16 protein-coding genes and 1 pseudogene are annotated in these 16,976 nt (G+C 58.5%); 3 read left to right on the top strand and 14 right to left on the bottom strand.

Annotated elements, in window-relative coordinates:
- Window positions 1–11: 11 nt before the first annotated feature.
- Both ibpB and ibpA read right to left on the bottom strand, forming a co-directional pair.
- The gene (gene ibpB, locus AFK66_RS19490) at window positions 12–497 is read right to left on the bottom strand and encodes a small heat shock chaperone IbpB (protein WP_007779755.1); all 486 of its coding nucleotides are present in this window, start codon (window positions 495–497) and stop codon (window positions 12–14) included.
- A 111-nt stretch (window positions 498–608) separates the two neighbouring features.
- Window positions 609–1,025, bottom strand: coding sequence for a small heat shock chaperone IbpA (gene ibpA / locus AFK66_RS19485; RefSeq protein WP_004385985.1), 417 nt, complete (start codon window positions 1,023–1,025; stop codon window positions 609–611).
- Between the two features lie 304 nt (window positions 1,026–1,329).
- On the opposite strand from ibpA, the gene AFK66_RS19480 reads away from it, so the two are divergent.
- On the top strand, window positions 1,330–1,656 hold the full coding sequence (locus AFK66_RS19480; RefSeq protein ID WP_007779726.1) for a YceK/YidQ family lipoprotein: 327 nt from the start codon (window positions 1,330–1,332) through the stop codon (window positions 1,654–1,656).
- Here AFK66_RS19480 and AFK66_RS19475 read toward each other — a convergent pair whose 3' ends face one another.
- The 8 genes from AFK66_RS19475 to dgoR all read right to left on the bottom strand — a co-directional run bounded on the left by AFK66_RS19475 (window position 1,657) and on the right by dgoR (window position 10,295).
- On the bottom strand, window positions 1,657–2,919 hold the full coding sequence (locus AFK66_RS19475) for a YidR family protein (protein ID WP_023897727.1): 1,263 nt from the start codon (window positions 2,917–2,919) through the stop codon (window positions 1,657–1,659).
- A gap of 61 nt (window positions 2,920–2,980) precedes the next feature.
- Complete coding sequence (locus AFK66_RS19470; protein ID WP_023897726.1) at window positions 2,981–3,913, bottom strand: 2-hydroxyacid dehydrogenase; 933 nt, start codon at window positions 3,911–3,913, stop codon at window positions 2,981–2,983.
- A complete protein-coding gene (locus AFK66_RS19465) occupies window positions 3,910–5,229 on the bottom strand; it encodes an MFS transporter (protein ID WP_007779720.1) in 1,320 nt (439 codons plus the stop codon). The genes AFK66_RS19470 and AFK66_RS19465 overlap by 4 nt, the downstream gene beginning before the upstream one ends.
- Before the next feature lie 136 nt (window positions 5,230–5,365).
- Entirely contained in the window at window positions 5,366–6,658 is a 1,293-nt protein-coding gene (locus AFK66_RS19460; protein ID WP_007779716.1) for an MFS transporter, read from the bottom strand.
- 326 nt (window positions 6,659–6,984) lie between these two features.
- Entirely contained in the window at window positions 6,985–8,133 is a 1,149-nt protein-coding gene (gene dgoD / locus AFK66_RS19455; RefSeq protein ID WP_007779714.1) for a galactonate dehydratase, read from the bottom strand.
- A complete protein-coding gene (locus AFK66_RS19450) occupies window positions 8,130–8,747 on the bottom strand; it encodes a 2-dehydro-3-deoxy-6-phosphogalactonate aldolase (protein ID WP_007779712.1) in 618 nt (205 codons plus the stop codon). Before AFK66_RS19450 ends, dgoD begins: the two co-directional genes overlap by 4 nt.
- A complete protein-coding gene (locus AFK66_RS19445) occupies window positions 8,731–9,615 on the bottom strand; it encodes a 2-dehydro-3-deoxygalactonokinase (protein ID WP_023897724.1) in 885 nt (294 codons plus the stop codon). The genes AFK66_RS19450 and AFK66_RS19445 overlap by 17 nt, the downstream gene beginning before the upstream one ends.
- Window positions 9,612–10,295: a D-galactonate utilization transcriptional regulator DgoR gene (dgoR, locus tag AFK66_RS19440; protein ID WP_007703761.1), complete on the bottom strand. Its 684-nt coding sequence runs from the start codon at window positions 10,293–10,295 to the stop codon at window positions 9,612–9,614. The genes AFK66_RS19445 and dgoR overlap by 4 nt, the downstream gene beginning before the upstream one ends.
- Before the next feature lie 438 nt (window positions 10,296–10,733).
- Here dgoR and AFK66_RS23085 point away from each other — a divergent pair.
- A pseudogene (locus tag AFK66_RS23085) lies at window positions 10,734–10,883 on the top strand (DUF5431 family protein); the annotation flags it as partial.
- Complete coding sequence (locus AFK66_RS19435; RefSeq protein WP_230582528.1) at window positions 10,831–10,950, top strand: Hok/Gef family protein; 120 nt, start codon at window positions 10,831–10,833, stop codon at window positions 10,948–10,950. The pseudogene AFK66_RS23085 and the gene AFK66_RS19435, both read left to right, overlap by 53 nt.
- Window positions 10,951–11,070: 120 nt before the next feature.
- Here the strand turns inward: AFK66_RS19435 and yidA are convergent, their stop codons facing one another.
- The 4 genes from yidA to dnaN all read right to left on the bottom strand — a co-directional run bounded on the left by yidA (window position 11,071) and on the right by dnaN (window position 16,976).
- Complete coding sequence (yidA, locus tag AFK66_RS19430) at window positions 11,071–11,883, bottom strand: sugar-phosphatase (protein ID WP_007779708.1); 813 nt, start codon at window positions 11,881–11,883, stop codon at window positions 11,071–11,073.
- 319 nt (window positions 11,884–12,202) lie between these two features.
- Window positions 12,203–14,617, bottom strand: coding sequence for a DNA topoisomerase (ATP-hydrolyzing) subunit B (gene gyrB, locus AFK66_RS19425; protein ID WP_023897722.1), 2,415 nt, complete (start codon window positions 14,615–14,617; stop codon window positions 12,203–12,205).
- Window positions 14,618–14,645: 28 nt separating this feature from the next.
- Window positions 14,646–15,719: a DNA replication/repair protein RecF gene (gene recF / locus AFK66_RS19420; protein WP_004385999.1), complete on the bottom strand. Its 1,074-nt coding sequence runs from the start codon at window positions 15,717–15,719 to the stop codon at window positions 14,646–14,648.
- Between the two features lie 156 nt (window positions 15,720–15,875).
- The gene (gene dnaN / locus AFK66_RS19415; protein ID WP_007781091.1) at window positions 15,876–16,976 is read right to left on the bottom strand and encodes a DNA polymerase III subunit beta; all 1,101 of its coding nucleotides are present in this window, start codon (window positions 16,974–16,976) and stop codon (window positions 15,876–15,878) included.

Here is a 16,976-nt window from a genome sequence, read left to right as displayed (position 1 = left end):
ATACGATGCCGTTACTGGTTTTCGGTTTCGCTGTGGCTCAGCGCCGGGCGTTCGCCTTCGATGACGCGATCGTCATCCTGGGCGCGCGGCTGGCCAATGGCGATACGCTGCGGGGCCAGCGCTTCAGGGATGTTGCGCACCAGATCGATGTGCAGCAGCCCGTTGGTGAAGGTCGCGCCGGAGACTTCCATATGCTCAGCCAGCGTGAAGCTCAGGCTGAAGGGCTGAATAACCAGGCCCTGATGGAGCCATTTCGGTTCGTTTTCCGGTTTCACCGGCGTGCCTTTCACGCGCAGCACGGTATTTTCCAGCTCAATCTCCAGATCTTCCTGACGGAAACCGGCTAACGCAAGGGTGATGCGGTAGTGGTTATCGTCGCTTTTTTCGATGTTATAGGGTGGGAAGCTCTGGCTTTCAGCGGTGTTCATCAGCGCGTTGGCCAGTTTGTCAAAACCGATCCACTGACGGAAAAACGGGGATAAATCATAGTTACGCATAGTATCTCTCCTTCTTTGAAGCGAGTGAAAACGCCAGTGCGTTAACTGGCTGTGCTCCCGTTCGGCGAGCACGGAACATCAAAGGTGGGCCGCCGCGGCGACCCGGCAAAATTAGTTACCGATTTCGATACGGCGCGGTTTTTTGGCTTCCGGGATCACGCGCTCAAGCTCGATGTAGAGCAGGCCGTTCACCAGATTTGCGCCACGCACGAAGATATTTTCGGCCAGCTGGAATTTGCGCTCGAAGTTGCGCTCGGCGATACCCTGATACAGGTAGGTACGCTCTTTCTGATCCGGCGCGTGAGAGCCTTTCACCACCAGCAGGTTGTCCTGAGCGGTAATCTCCAGCTCGCTTTCTGCAAAGCCTGCCACGGCAATGGCGATACGGTAGTGGTTTTCGTCTACCAGCTCGACGTTGTACGGAGGGTAGCCGCCGTTGCTCTGGCTCTGGTTGTTCTCAAGCAGGTTGAAAAGACGGTCAAAACCGATGGCGGAACGATACAGCGGGGATAAATCGAAGTTACGCATACAGACTCCTGAAATCAGCGAGGTTTAACATCGCCCTCCTAAAAGGACAGGCGGCTGTGGCGGAAGGCCCGTTCGGCATCCTCCCTGCGACCACGATCCAAAAATGGGTGCGACCAGACGCTTTTCAAGGGCCGAAATCGGCCTTTTTTTGTCGATTTACATTTCTTTGCGTAGACTGGAGATAACAGCATCTAATGCTAAACTGCGAGCGCTGCCACAGGACGGCAAAGGCGCGCTATTCATTCTGATTCAGGGGCGTTATATCTCATGACAGACGCCAGCGATGCGACGACAAAACAGAAGAATGAAAATGACCAATACTCTCGGGAAAGTGATTTTTTGCAGTAGTGCGTTGCTGCTGGGTGGCTGTTCCAGCGTGATGTCGCACACCGGCGGCGGCGAGCAGGGGTATTATCCCGGCACGCGCGCCAGCGCGACGATGCTCGCCGATGATGACACCAGCTGGGGACTGAAGCCGCTGGTGGCGCTCGATCTCCCCTTTACGGCGATAGCGGATACGCTGCTTATCCCGTGGGACGCCTTTCGTACCGATAAATCGGTGAAATCGCGGGTGGAAGAGAGCGAAAAGAAGTCCTTCGCCATTAACGCCGTGATCCCTCCCGCGCCCTGATTATCTTCCGGTTTCCGTCATCCAGATCTGGCGGAAACCCTCTGTCTCCTGCATCCAGGCGATGCGTTTTCCATCCGGCGAGATCACTACGGCATCGGCTGAAATCGCCGCCGTCTGCGGTGGCGTGAGCGGCGTTATCTCGCCCGTGTTGATATCGCAAAGCACAATCCGGTTGCCCTGCATAAACCCCAGCGCCTCGCCCGACGGATGCCAGCTAAACGCTGACGCTACGCCCTGCGCGCCCCGCGTCACCTGACGCGGCTCGCCGCCCGCAGGCGCAATGAGCCACAGTTGCGCCACACCGTTATCATCGTTCATCAAAAAGGCGATTTCCGTACCCTGCGGATTGCTGCGCACCCAGTGGCGCGGCGTGCTGGCAAGCCCCGGATAGCGGCGATCGTGCGTGAAGGTCAGACGGCGTTGCATAACGCCCGCAGGCGGCGCGGGCATGGCATCTGGCGTGCCTTCAAGCGGCGCGTCGCCGGGCGTTTTCCACGCGGCCTCGTCTTGCGGTAAATCGACGATAAACAGCTCCGGCGCTTTCACGCCTGCCTGCGTCAGCGTATCGCCGATAAACGCCAGCGCGCGCCGCTGCCGCGTACCGTCCGCTTTCTGATAACCGTTAAGCCCAACCCAGCCCTCTTCATACGCGCGGTTGATCTCATCGCTGCCGGGGCGCGGCGCGGGCGTGGTGCGGCTCACCAGCGCGCACCAGCGGCTGCCCGCGTATTCGCGCGGGTGCGTGCAGGGCGGCGTGACCGGCCCGAACGGCAGCGCCACGCCGACGTTGCGCAAATCGAGCGCCGGATCGCGTTCATGCAACACGTGGTCGTTATAGGTGAAGCTCAGCCACGCGCCGTCCGGGCTGAAGACATGCACATGGCTGCCGCCGCGCAGCGCGCCGGGCGTAAACGGCGACGTAATATCCATCGCGTCGAGATTCTCTGCCACGCCGTTTTCCACCACCACGCCGCGGCGGTGATGAAAATCGTAGCGCCAGGTGTCGTCCGGATTTTCCGGGCCGTGAATAAAAACATACTGCTCCGCCACCGGGCTTACCGTCACCACGCCGACGTGCGCGCCTTCCGGAGCGCGGTAGATAACGTCCACCTTGCCCGTCCCGACATTGACGCGCTCAATCGTTTTGCCGGTAAACGACGCGCCGGACGGGCGCACGTCAAACGCCAGCCACTGGCTGTCGGGCGTCCAGACGTTAATGTTAGTGAGCTGATGGTGACGCGGGGCGAAGGTGAGCTGTTTCATCAAGAGAAAACCCTGAAGCCAAAGAGGGCCTCAGGGTAAAAGATTCCGCGGAAAAAGCCTATCAGGGAACGGGCGTAATCAGCGGCTCGCCCGCACACCAGGCGTTGACGTTCTCCAGCACCAGCCGCGACATCTCGCGCCGCGTCTCCCATGTGGCGCTCGCCATATGCGGCGTGATGACAACGTTGTCGCGCTGCTGTAGCGGCGCGGGCACGTTCGGCTCATCCGAGAAAACATCCAGTCCGGCACCGGCAATCGTGCCTCTCTCCAGCGCCGCAATCAGCGCCGTTTCGTCCACCACGCTGCCGCGCGCGACGTTAATCAGAATCCCTTGTGGGCCGAGCGCCTCCAGCACGGCGGCATTGACCACGCCGCGCGTCGCATCGCCACCCGGCGCGCAGAGCATCAGGAAATCGCTCTCCCGCGCGAGCTGCGCTAAACCTGGCACAAAGTGGTACGGCAGCGCGCTGTGCGGCTGGCGGCTGGTGTAACGGATCTCCATATCAAACGCCTGCGCGCGGCGGGCGATGGCCTGCCCGATACGCCCCATGCCGAAAATACCGAGCCGCGCGCCGGAGACTTTCCGCGTCCACGTAAAGCCGCCCTGCTGCCAGCCGCCCTGTTCGATAAACTTTTGCGCGGCGACGATACGGCGCGACGTGGCGAGCATCAGTCCGATGGCGAGATCGGCCACGTCATCCGTCAGCACACCGGGCGTATGGGTCACGGCGATGCCGCGCTCGCGCGCCGCCGCCACGTCCACGCCGTCATAACCGACGCCGAACACCGCAATCAACGAAAGCGCCGGTAGCCGGGCGATAAACTCACCAGTGACCACCGCTTCGCCGTTGGTGACCAGCGCCGTGATGTCGCCTGCAATCGCCACGAAATCGGCGTCAGACATCTGCGAAAACTCACGCAGATCGTAGCGCTCGCGCAGTTCAGCTGTAAGCGCATCCGGCAGATACGCGTGTTTCAGCACCATCGGTTTCATCGGGACTCCTGTTTAAGTGAAGCGGACGCTCCAGCCACGCCAGGGCGCGCCGGGCGCGAGACCAGCACGCCAATAATGCCGCCCAGGATCAGCGCCACGGCCACAATCAGCAGCCCGTAGTGGTAGCTGTCCGTCGCGTCTTTGATTTTGCCGAGCACCGGCGGCAGGCCAAGCCCGACGAAATTCGCCACGGTATTAATAAAGGCGATAGAAGCGGCAGCGGCGACGCCCGCCAGTTTTTCGGTCGTGACCGCCCAGAAAATCGGCGTGAGGGCGAAGTTAAAGCCGACCGTCAGCACCAGCAGCATGTAGGCCACCAGCAGATTGCTGGACCAGACAGCGATGGCCAGCGACACGCCGGAGAGGATAAGCGGCAGGCCGAGATGCCACGAGCGCTCATGCGTGGTGTCGGAGTGGCGGCCGTTGAGATACATAAACAGGCAGGCGGCGATAAACGGCACGGCGGAGAGCAGACTCACCACGATGTTGCTCTGGTCGCTCGCCATGCTCTTAATAATGAGCGGCAGAAACAGCGTAATGCCGATAGAGCCAAACGCCTGGAGGAACCAGACCAGGCTCAGCAGCAGCACGGTTTTGTTTTTCAGCGCGCTCAGCCAGCTGTGGTTATTACCCACTTCCACGCCCGCGTTGTCGCGCGCCAGCTGCGCCTTCAGCCAGCCTTTTTGTTCTGCCGACAGCCACGGGGCGTGATCCGGCGTCTGCGGCAGTCGCCAGAGCACCATGATGCCGAGCACCACCGCCGGCACGCCTTCGATAGCGAACAGCCAGCGCCAGCCTGCGATATCCGCGAGGCCGTGCATATTCAGAATAGAGCCGGAGATCGGCAGGCCGATAATCGACGCCATCACCGACCCCATGTAAAAGAACGACATCGCCCGCGCGCGGTTACTCTTCGGGAACCAGCAGGAGATGTAGTAGATGATGCCCGGCGTAAAACCTGCCTCCGCCATGCCGAGCAAAAAGCGCATGACGTAAAGCTGCGTTGGCGTCTGCACCAGCGACATCCCGGCGCTGACGATGCCCCACGTGATCATGATGCGGGCGATCCAGACGCGCGCGCCGACCTTCGTCATGATGACGTTGCTCGGGATTTCAAAAATGATGTAGGAAATGTAGAACATCCCGACGCCGAGGCCATACATGCTGGCGCTCAGGCCGAGATCGGCGTTCATTTGCAGCGCCGCGATGGAGATGTTGGTTTTATCGAGGTTAGCGACAAAGTAGCAGATGATGATAAACGGAATTATCTTCGCGTTGAGCTGCCGCAGGGTGGTCGAGTACAGATCGGTATGCATAGCAGAACCCTCTTTCCTGCCGTGGCAACCCCGGCAGGTTTATGGTTGTTATAAGTTGATACGTAACGCGCGCCGGTGTCCGGCGGCGCGTTATCTGCGCATTCCGTCGCAGGCGTCCCTGCCTTCCGTGACGGCCTCAGCCGACGCGCTTCACCTCCCCGACCAGCAGGATGTAAGAGAGCGCGCCGATAAGCGCCACGACCGAGATGTACACCAGCGCCGGGCCGAAGCCGTAATCCTGCGCCAGATAACCAATCACCAGCGGCACCGTGATGCCACCCAGCCCGCCGACGAAGTTAAACATGCCGCCGGTCAGCCCAATCAGGCGCATCGGGGCCAGCGACGAGACCAGCGACCAGGTGATCGACGCAAAGCCGTTACCAAAGAACGCGAGCGCCATCAGCACCACAATCCATGTCGGATCGTTGGTGTAGTTCGCGCCCATGATGCAGGTGGAAATGAGCAAGCCGCAGATAATCGGCGTTTTACGCGCCGCGCCCAGTGAAAACCCTTTTTTCACCAGTTTGTCCGCCAGCCAGCCGGAGAGCAGCACGCCAAAGAACGCAGCGAGGAACGGCACGGTCGTCATAAAGCCCGCCTTCAGCGCCGTGATGCCTTTCTCCTGGGTGAGATAGTTCGGGAACCAGGTCAGGAAGAACCAGAGCGTGGAGGTAACCGCAAACTGGCCGAGATAAACCCCAATCAGTTTGCGATGAAACACCAGCTTCCAGTCGGCGCGGGAGAGCGGCTGGCGCTCGGCTTTGGCGACGGGGGCATCGCCGTCCACCAGGCCGCCGCCGTCGCGGATGTAATCCAGCTCCGCCTGGCTGATGCCTTTGGTGAGCCGCGGCGGTTGGTACACCTTAAACCAGACGAGCGACCAGACAATCCCGATCCCACCGGTGACGATAAACACCCAGTGCCAGCTTAAAAGCTCCTGGATCCAGATGAGCAGCGGTGTGAGAAACGCGAGCCCAACGAACTGACCGGAGGTATAAAACCCGACCGCCGAGGCGCGCTCGTGCTCCGGAAACCAGCTGGTCACCATGCGGTTGTTGGTCGGAAACGCGGGCGCTTCAAACACGCCGGTGATGGCGCGCAGACCGATGAGCGAGAGCAGCCCGGTCGCGAAGCCCTGGAACAGCGTCGCGACTGACCAGCCGAAAATCGCGATGAAGTAGGTCAGGCGCGAGCCCATGCGGTCGAGAAACCAGCCGCCGGGGATCTGGCAGAGCGTATAGAGCCAGGCGAAGGCGGAAAAGACGTAGCCCATTTCCGCTTTGCTGATGCCAAACTCCTCCTGAATATGCGCCGACGCCACGGCTAAATTGGCGCGGTCAACATAACAAATCACCACGGTAATAAAGATCATCGCCAGCGTCAGATAACGACGACGCCCCGGTTTTGCAGCAGTTACAGAAATATCCATAACGTTCTGTCTCCAGAATTAAGGCATAGCGAGGCCGCTCACCATGCCCTGTAAAATACAGAGGGTGTGTTTTTTATATTCGGGTGTACTGCCCGGCGAGCCGGGCTCATTTTCATTTAATCAATACGCGAAATAATTTTCGTAAAAACCGGAATTACCTTGTTCTGAAGAGCTCGCGTTGCATGAAAAGCCAATGTACGCAACGCGCTAAATAATTCGCGTTGTGGGAAGGCGGCAAGTTAACGAATCCCCGGGAGCTTACTGAAGTAAGTGGCCGGGGTGAGAAAACGCAGCCAACGCCATTGCAGCGCGAAATATGACGGACATTACCACTCGGCGACGGAGCCGTCAGGGTGCCGCCACAACGGATTGCGCCAGTCCGCGCAACCCTGACTACGCGCCACCACCTGCTCTTCGTCGATCTCAACACCAAGACCCGGCTTCATCAACGGCTGGAAATAACCGCCTTCCATTTTGAAATCGTCTTTATTTTTAACAAAATCAAGCAGCTCGGCGCCCTGGTTATAGTGGATGCCCATGCTCTGCTCCTGGAACACTGCATTGCGCGAAATGAAATCGACATGCAGACAGGCCGCCAGCGCGATGGGCCCAAGCGGGCAGTGTGGCGCAAGGCCGACGTCATACGCCTCCGCCATCGCGGCGATTTTCGCGCACTCGGTAATGCCGCCCGCATGCGATAAATCGGGTTGCAGAATCGCCAGTCCGCCGGCTTCCAGCACACGCTTAAATTCAAAGCGTGAGAACATCCGCTCGCCCGCCGCAATCGGAATATGCGTCTGCGCGGCGAGGCGCGGATAATATTCCGCCTGCTCGGCTAATACCGGTTCTTCAATAAATAACGGGCGATACGGCTCGAGCTCTTTAATTAATATTTTCGCCATCGGCGCGCTGACGCGACCGTGGAAATCGAGACCGAATTCGATATCGCTGCCAAATTCTTCACGGATCTGCGCCACGGTATTTACCGCCGCATCGACTTTACGTGAATCATCAATAATGCCTAACTCTTCGCAGCCGTTTAATTTAAAGGTATCAAAACCAATCTGGCGCAGCGTTTTAATACCGGCGATAACCTCTGCCGGACGGTCGCCGCCCACCCAGCTGTACGCTTTGATTTTATCGCGCACCAGACCGCCCATTAACTGCCAGACCGGCGCGTTCAGCGCTTTACCTTTAATATCCCACAGCGCCTGGTCGATACCGGCGATGGCGCTCATCAGGATTGGGCCGCCGCGGTAAAACCCGCCGCGATACATCACCTGCCACAGGTCGTTGATGCGCGCCGGATCCTGGCCAATCAAATATTCGCCCAGCTCATGCACCGCCGCCTCGACCGTCCGCGCGCGGCCTTCAATCACCGGTTCGCCCCAGCCCACCACGCCTTCGTCGGTTTCAATCTTCAGAAACATCCAACGGGGCGGTAAACGGTATGTCGTTAGTTTGGTTATTTTCATTGCACTGCCTCCCGATACGCCTTAACAAATGCTTTCGCCTGCGCGGCCGTGCGCTCAACCGGCTGCCCGGCGCGATACAAATCGCTGCCAAGCCCGGCGCCGATGCAGCCCGCTTTCAGCCATACCGCCAGGTTTTCCGGCGTGACGCCGCCTACTGCGAACACCGGGATTTCCGGCGGCAGCACGGCTTTTAATGCTTTGATGTAATCGGGGCCGAAGGCGGCGGACGGGAAGATTTTCAGCGCCTGCGCGCCAGCCTCTATAGCGTTGAACGCCTCAGTCGCGGTAGCGCAGCCCGGGCAGACGGTCATGCCGTAGCTCACCGCGCGCCGGATCACCTCCGGCTGAATGTTGGGCGTGACGACAAGCTTACTGCCCATCTCTGCCAGCTCATCCACCTGCTCCGGCTTTAATACCGTGCCTGCGCCAATCAGCGCGCGATCGCCAAACGCTTTGACCATCGCGGCGATACTGGTGCGCCAGTCCGGCGAGTTGAGCGGAATTTCCACCGCCTCGAACCCGGCGTCGATAACCGCCGCGACGTGATCGTGCGCCTCGTCGGGCGTGATGCCGCGTAGGATGGCGATGAGCGGAAGTTTATTCTGCCACTGCATGAGCGAGACTCCTTATGCCTGTCTGAAATGCGCGGTCGCCTTCAAGCGCCTGCGCCGTATATCCCAGCAGCGACAGCGCGCGCTGGTAACGGCTGGCGAGCGACGGGCTGGCGACCAGCGTGAGGGGTTGTTTGCTGTCTGGCTGCCAGTGGCGAAGCTGGCTTGCCACTTCGTTGCCAATCAGCAACCCGGAAAGAAATTCGGCGACGTGTTCGCGCGCAAGGCTTCCCAGCACATGAGCGGCGCGAACTTCAAACAGGCGGGTCAGCGGCGCGTCGGTTTCCGCGCCCTGTTCAAGCCCCGCGTTAAAGGCATCGGCGCTCTGCTGCTGTTCCGGCAGACCCGCGCCAATCAACGAATGGGTTAATAAAAGATGGTGCAGCTCGCCGGTCATCACCGTGCGGAAATCATTGACCTGCTGCGCGTCCGCCTGTACCCATTTGCAGTGGGTGCCGGGCATGATGTAGAGCGGCGCGGGGGCAAGCTCGCGGGCGCCAAGCAGCTGGGTTTCTTCGCCGCGCATGACGTTGCGGTTATCTTCACGGCTTACGCACAGGCCAGGGATAATAAAAACGCGTTCCGCCACCGTGGTGAGCTGGCTGCCGATATCGGCAAAACGGGCCGGGCACGGCAGATAAGGGGCGATTTTCCAGCCCGCGTTACTGCCAACCATGCCCGCCATGACCACGGGCGTGGCGTCATCGCGCCAGCCTTCGGTCACCTGCGCTAACACCGCTTCGGGGGTTCTGCCGTTGAGGCGGGTAACGCCCGCCTCCGATTGCCTGCTTTCCAGGCACTGCTCGTCCTGGTAAAGCCAGGCGCGCAGATTGGTGGAACCCCAGTCGATAGCGATGTAGCGAGATGTCATGTGATTTCCTTAAGCCTTTTTGTCGAGCTGGCGATCATGGTTAACGCCGCCTGCTCCGCCGCCTCGCCATCCTGATGCCGTATCGCATCGAACAGCGCTTTATGCTCCTGGAGCGTTTTCGGCATGTTGGCCTCATCGCCCATCCAGGTACGCTCAAACACGGCGCGTTGCAGGGAACTTATCGCCACGCTGAGCTGTTGCAGCACCGGGTTATGCACCGCTTCCAGTACCGCCTCGTGATAACGAATATCCGCCTCGTTGAAGGCGTCGCGATCCTGGTTGTTGGCAATCATGTCGTTCAGCGCCGCCTCAATACGCGCCAGATCGCTTGAAGTCGCGCGCTCTGCCGCCCAGCGGGCGATAGCAGGCTCCACCAGGTTGCGCACTTCGCTCATTGAGGCAATCAGGCGTGGATCGTCGTCATGCTCCAGCACCCACTGGAGCACCTCGGTATCGAGGTAGTTCCACTGGTTACGGGGCGCGACAAACGCGCCGCGATAACGCTTCATCTCAATAAGCCGCTTCGCCATCAGCGAGCGATACACTTCGCGAATGATGTTGCGCGAGGTTTCAAACTCCTCGCACAGTTCCGCTTCTGCGGGCAGTGACGCGCCCGGTACATATTTCCCGCCAACAATCTGGCGGCCTAACGTCACGATGATGCGGTCGGTTTTGGTCATGTTATGGGTTCCTTTCACGCGAGGTTTCTTCGCTTACTTTACCCTGACCGCCGATTTTCGCCGCATTTTTGAAGTACAACCGTGACGCGGGTGGCCGTGCTGATGGGTTCAATGTAGTACAATCAATTACGGTTGTACTACAATTTAGATCACAAAAACGACAAAAGAATATATCGGGCGAGATAACAGAAGGAGATTTATCAGGTTGTTCGATGAGAATGTAAAAGACGTGATTTACGGGGAACGTTACAGAAAACGCGTGAAAATTCAGCAAAATGCCCGTAGGTTTTTGATGGTTTCGCTCAGGATGGACCATTTATAATGGCGGCGGCGCTTGAGGCTTTTTGCCTCATGCTGTAGGCAGAAATGCCGTGATGGTGAGGCAGAAAGAAGAAAGCCCCGAAGGTCATTTATTCAATTAACCAACGAGGCCCCCTGATGCATCAACACCATCAGCGTAGCCTCTTACCCGCCGAAAGGCAAGGAGAAGAAGGCCATGAAACTGCTGCGAAGCACCCTGTTCTGGTGTGTATTAATGATATGTATGTCGTTGTTAATGTTCACATTTCTGACGCGTCATTCGCTGTGCGAACTGAGGCTGAAGGACGGGCAAAGGGAATTTGCTGCGTTTCTGGCTTACCAATCCGGTAAGTAGCAACCTGTCGGGCGGGGGCAACCCCGCTCTTTCAGGTGAGGCGAGGCTGAATGTGGTTTTGCAGCCGAAAGCGCCTTTCTGACGCGCCGCCCGTGACTGGCGGCGCGTCAACATTCCTTCTTAGCGCAGGGCGAATTTCTCAATCGCGTACGCGACGCCATCTTCCAGGTTCGAGCGGGTCACAAAATTGGCGGCCTCTTTCGCCGCATCAATGGCGTTCTCCATCGCCACGCCGACGCCTGCATATTCCAGCATCGCAATATCGTTTTCCTGATCGCCTATCGCCATCACTTCTTCCGGCTGGATGTTTAAAACTTCCGCCAGGGATTTCACGCCGGTGCCTTTGGTGACGCGTTTATCGAGGATCTCCAGGAAGTAAGGCGCGCTTTTCAGCACGGTGTATTTCTCTTTGACGTCCTGCGGGATGCGCGTGATGGCTTTATCGAGGATTTCCGGCTCGTCGATCATCATGACTTTCAGGAAGGTTATGTTTGGGTCCATTTTTTCCGCCTCGCAGAACACCAGCGGAATGGTGGCGACAAACGATTCATGCACGGTATAGCGGCTGATATCGCGGTTCGCGGTGTAGAGCGTGGTGCGATCGAGCGCGTGAAAATGCGAGCCTACCTCACGCGAAAGCTGCTCCAGATAGCGGTAATCGTCATAACTGAGCGGCGTTTGCGCCACGGTGCTGCCGTCGCTCGCCTTTTGCACCAGCGCACCGTTATAAGTAATACAGTAATCGCCGGGTTTATCCATGTGCAGCTCGCGCAGATAACTCTCCACGCCCGCAAAAGGCCGACCGGTCGTCAGCACCACATTAATGCCCTGTTCGCGGGCGGCGGCGATGGCGTTTTTCACGCCGGGTGAAATGGTGTGATCGGGCAGCAGTAATGTGCCATCCATGTCGATTGCGATAAGTTTGATAGCCATGAGTTCCCCTGCATAAATGAGTCTTTTCGCATGCTAACGCGATTGTGCTCAAAAAACAGTAGCAGCCGGGGCGAGAAAAGGGGATGGATCCGCAGGGAAAATGCCGGTTAATGCGCGCGTAGCGAAGGGAAGAGCAATGCGGTTACCGGGGTAGCAAGGGCGAATGTCGGGTGTATAAAGGGCGAGTGGCGGGTGCGCTTCGCTTACCCGCCCTACATTAAGTAGCGCTATAAATGATAAAGGCGGGTGAAGCTGCGCTTACCCGCCTTGTGTACTGCTGTAGGGCGGGTAAACGAAGCGCCACCCGCCATAACGGCCATCAGATATCGATATTCGCTGCTTTCAGGGCGTTTTCTTCGATAAAGGCGCGACGCGGTTCAACGGCGTCGCCCATCAGCGTGGTGAAGAGCTGGTCGGCCGCAATGGCGTCTTTTACCGTTACGCGCAGCATACGGCGGCTTTCCGGATCCATGGTGGTTTCCCACAGTTGTTCCGGGTTCATCTCGCCAAGACCTTTATACCGCTGAATCGACAGGCCGCGACGGGACTCTTTCACCAGCCAGTCCAGCGCCTGCTCGAAGCTTGCCACCGGCTGACGGCGTTCGCCGCGCTCAATGAACGCGTCTTCTTCAATCAGACCGCGCAGCTTCTCGCCGAGCGTGCAGAGACGACGGTATTCGCCGCCGGTCACGAATTCGTGGTCGAGCACGTAATCGGTGTCGACGCCATGCGTACGCACGCGCACTACCGGCTCGAAACGATGCGTTTCCGCGTTTTCACGAATATCGTATTTCCAGACGCTGCCATGCTGCTCGTTGTCATTGAGCGTGGTGATAAGCGCAGAAACCCAGCGGGTAACGTTCGCTTCATCGGCCAGCGTCTCTTCGGACAGCGTCGGCTGATAGATAAGCTCTTTCAGCAGCGCGCGCGGGTAGCGGCGCTCCATACGGTTGATCATCTTCTGCGCGCCGTTGTACTCAGAGACGAGTTTTTCCAGCGCTTCGCCGGCGATAGCGGGCGCGCTGGCATTCGCATGCAGCGTCGCGCCGTCCAGCGCGATGGCGATCTGGTACTGATCCATCGCTTCGTCATCTTTAATGTACTGTTCCTGCTTGCCTTTTTTCACCTTGTAGAGCGGCGGCTGGGCGATATAGACATGGCCGCGCTCAATGATTTCCGGCATCTGACGGTAGAAGAAGGTCAACAGCAGCGTACGGATGTGCGAGCCATCGACGTCAGCATCGGTCATGATGATGATGCTGTGGTAGCGCAGTTTATCCGGGTTGTATTCGTCACGACCAATACCGCAGCCAAGCGCGGTAATCAGCGTCGCGACTTCCTGAGAAGAGAGCATCTTGTCAAAGCGCGCCTTCTCGACGTTCAGGATTTTCCCTTTCAGCGGCAGGATCGCCTGATTCTTGCGGTTACGGCCCTGTTTTGCAGAACCGCCCGCGGAGTCCCCTTCCACCAGGTAGAGTTCGGAGTGCGCCGGGTCGCGCTCCTGGCAATCCGCCAGTTTGCCCGGCAGCCCTGCGAGATCGAGCGCGCCTTTACGGCGGGTCATTTCACGCGCTTTACGGGCCGCTTCACGGGCGCGCGCGGCGTCGATGATTTTGCCGACCACGATTTTCGCGTCGTTCGGGTTCTCCAGCAGGTATTCCGCCAGCAGTTCGTTCATCTGCTGCTCAACCGCCGATTTCACCTCGGAAGAGACCAGTTTGTCTTTGGTCTGGGATGAGAATTTCGGGTCCGGCACTTTAACGGACACAACGGCAATCAGGCCTTCACGCGCGTCATCGCCGGTGGCGCTGACTTTCGCTTTCTTGCTGTAGCCTTCTTTATCCATATAGGCGTTCAGCGTACGGGTCATCGCCGCACGGAAGCCCGCCAGGTGCGTACCGCCGTCACGCTGCGGAATGTTGTTGGTGAAGCAGTAGATGTTTTCCTGGAAACCGTCGTTCCACTGCAGCGCCACTTCCACGCCGATACCGTCTTTTTCAGTAGAGAAATAGAAGATATTCGGGTGAATCGGCGTTTTGTTCTTGTTCAGGTATTCAACGAACGCTTTGATGCCGCCTTCGTAATGGAAGTGATCCTGCTTACCGTCGCGCTTATCCACGAGACGAATCGACACGCCGGAGTTCAGGAACGAGAGTTCGCGCAGGCGCTTCGCCAGAATGTCATATTCAAACTCAGTGACGTTGGTGAAGGTTTCAAGGCTTGGCCAGAAACGAACCTGAGTACCGGTCTGATCGGTATCGCCGGTCACGGCCAGCGGCGCTTGCGGCACGCCGTGCACGTAAGTCTGCTGGTGGATTTTGCCTTCGCGGCGAATCACCAGTTCCAGTTTCTGGGACAGGGCGTTAACCACGGAAACGCCCACGCCGTGCAGACCACCGGAGACTTTATAGGAGTTATCATCAAATTTACCGCCTGCGTGCAGAACGGTCATGATAACTTCCGCCGCCGAAACGCCTTCTTCCGGGTGGATACCGGTCGGAATGCCGCGCCCGTCATCCGATACCGAGACGGAGTTGTCGGCATGGATGGTCACGACGATATCTTTACAGTGACCCGCGAGCGCTTCGTCGATAGCGTTATCTACCACCTCGAATACCATGTGGTGCAGACCGGTGCCGTCATCCGTATCGCCGATATACATACCCGGGCGCTTACGCACCGCATCCAGCCCTTTCAGGACTTTGATACTGGAGGAGTCATAAGAATTCGACATCAACGTTTCTCGCTCATTTTAACTTGGGTTAATCCGTTATTTTACCCTGATCGACAGCGAACATCTTCGAATTTTTGTCCGTCATGTCGAGAATATGTTCAGCGCTGATCGCGCTGACAAAAACCTGCGACTGCGTAGCCTTCAGGCGCTGCGCCAGAAGCCCACGTCGGGCATCGTCGAGTTCAGAGGCAAAATCATCTATCAGATACAGGCAGCGTCGCCCGCTTTCGCGAGTCAGAAACTCGCCCTGGGCCAGACGCAGTGCGCACATCAGGAGCTTAAGCTGCCCGCGCGACAGCGTATCTTCCACCGGCGCGCCGTCGGCGCGAATGCGGAAATCGGCCTTGTGCGGGCCATGCGCGGTGTAGGTCAACATCCGATCGCGCTCGAAACCGCGCTCCAGCACGTCGGCATAGTCGCTCTCTTTCTCCCAGCCGCGCTGGAAAGAAAATGTGAGCGAAAATTCCGGCAAAAATTGCGCGCAGGTATCGGCCATATCGTTGGCGATCGCCTCGCTATAGCTGGCGCGCCACTGACTTATCTGTTCGGCCAGCGGAACCAGTTCACGGTCCCACGGGCGCAGTTGTTCATAGCGGGTCACCTGTCGCAGCGCGGCGTTGCGCTGTTTGAGCAGGCGCTTTAAGTTGCTCCAGGCCACAAAGAAGCCCGGTTCGTTATGGAAGCATCCCCAGTCGAGGAACGCTCTTCTGTATTTGGGGCCGCCGCCGAGTAAAGTAAACCCCTCGGGGGTAATTAATTGCATCGGCATCAGTTGCGCCAGCTCGGCGACCTTGTGACCGTCGCTGCCGTCGATGCGCACCGTACTGTCGCCGTTGCGATCTTTCGTCAGGCCGACCGAGACTTCGCGCTCGTCGCCCTGCAACCGCCCGTGAAGAATAAAGGCATCCTGTTCGTGGCGGATCACGCGACCGATTTGCAGACTGCGAAACGCGCGTCCGTGGCCCAGCGTGTAAATCGCTTCCAGCACGCTGGTTTTCCCGCTGCCGTTCGCGCCAACCAGAAAGTTAAAGCCGGGAGAGAGCGCGAGATCCGCGTTTTCGATATTGCGGAAATCTTTGATGAGGAGACGCGTCAGAGACATAGAGTGACTTTTCCGCCTTTACAGCAAACCCAGGGCGTTATCGGCGCAGCCAGTTTCAACGCGGACAGCGCGCAGGCCCTGGAGCGTACACGGAGTACGTGACAGGGGCGAGCACTGCCCAGGTTGAAAATGGCAAGTAAGATAGCCCGATATTTTCTAAAGACGCATGGGCATAACAACATAGGCCGCGGAACTGCTCGCCGCATCTTCTATCTGCACGCTCGATACCGAATCCGTCAGCAAAATACGAACATTTTCGCATTTGAGCGCATTCAGAACGTCCAGCACATAACTGACGTTGAAGCCGATCTCCATCTCCGCGCCCGCGTAGGTGACGTCGAGGATCTCTTCCGCCTCTTCCTGCTCCGGGTTATTCGCGGTGATTTTGAGCTGGTTTTCGCTCACATACAGACGCACGCCGCGGAATTTCTCGTTGGAGAGAATGGCCGCGCGGGCAAACGCCTGCTTGAGAATATCGCAGCCGGCTTCCAGCGTTTTGTCCGGGTTCTTCGGCAGTACGCGGCGGTAATCCGGGAAGCGGCCATCGACCAGCTTCGAGGTAAAGATGAAATCGCCGACGTGCGCGCGAATATTGTTGCTGCCGATCTGAATACGCAGCGGAGCGTCGCCGCCATCAAGCATACGCATCAGCTCCAGCACCCCTTTACGCGGCACAATCACCGAATGGTTTGGCAACGGCTGGCCGACCGGCATCGCGCAGACCGCCAGACGGTGGCCGTCGGTCGCGACGGTACGCAGATCTTCGCCTTCGGTTTCAAATAGCATGCCGTTGAGGTAATAACGGACATCCTGATGCGCCATGGAAAACTGCGTGGCTTCGATAAGGCGCTTCATGGTCGCCTGAGGCAGCGTGAATTCCACTTCGCTCTGCCAGTCGTCCAGATTCGGGAAATCCGCCGCGGGCAGCGTGGAGAGCGAGAAACGGCTGCGCCCGGAACTCACGCGCATACGGTCGCCATCGAGCTGAACAGCGATTTCCGCCCCTTCCGGCAGGCCGCGGCAGATATCAAAGAATTTACGGGCAGGGACTGTCATTGCGCCCGGCTCGTGCGGCTGCACCAACGCGACGCGCGCCACCATCTCCATCTCCAGATCGGTGCCGGTCAGCGACAGCGCGCCATCCGCGACCTGGAGCAACAGGTTGCCGAGAATGGGCAGCGTCGGACGGCCACCCAGCGGGCCGCTGACCTGCTGGAGCGGCTTTAATAAATGTTCACGTTCAACGGTAAATTTCAT

It is taken from the genome of Cronobacter malonaticus LMG 23826, from assembly GCF_001277215.2.
Taxonomy (GTDB): domain Bacteria; phylum Pseudomonadota; class Gammaproteobacteria; order Enterobacterales; family Enterobacteriaceae; genus Cronobacter; species Cronobacter malonaticus.
This window is presented reverse-complemented; position numbering and strand designations above follow the sequence as displayed.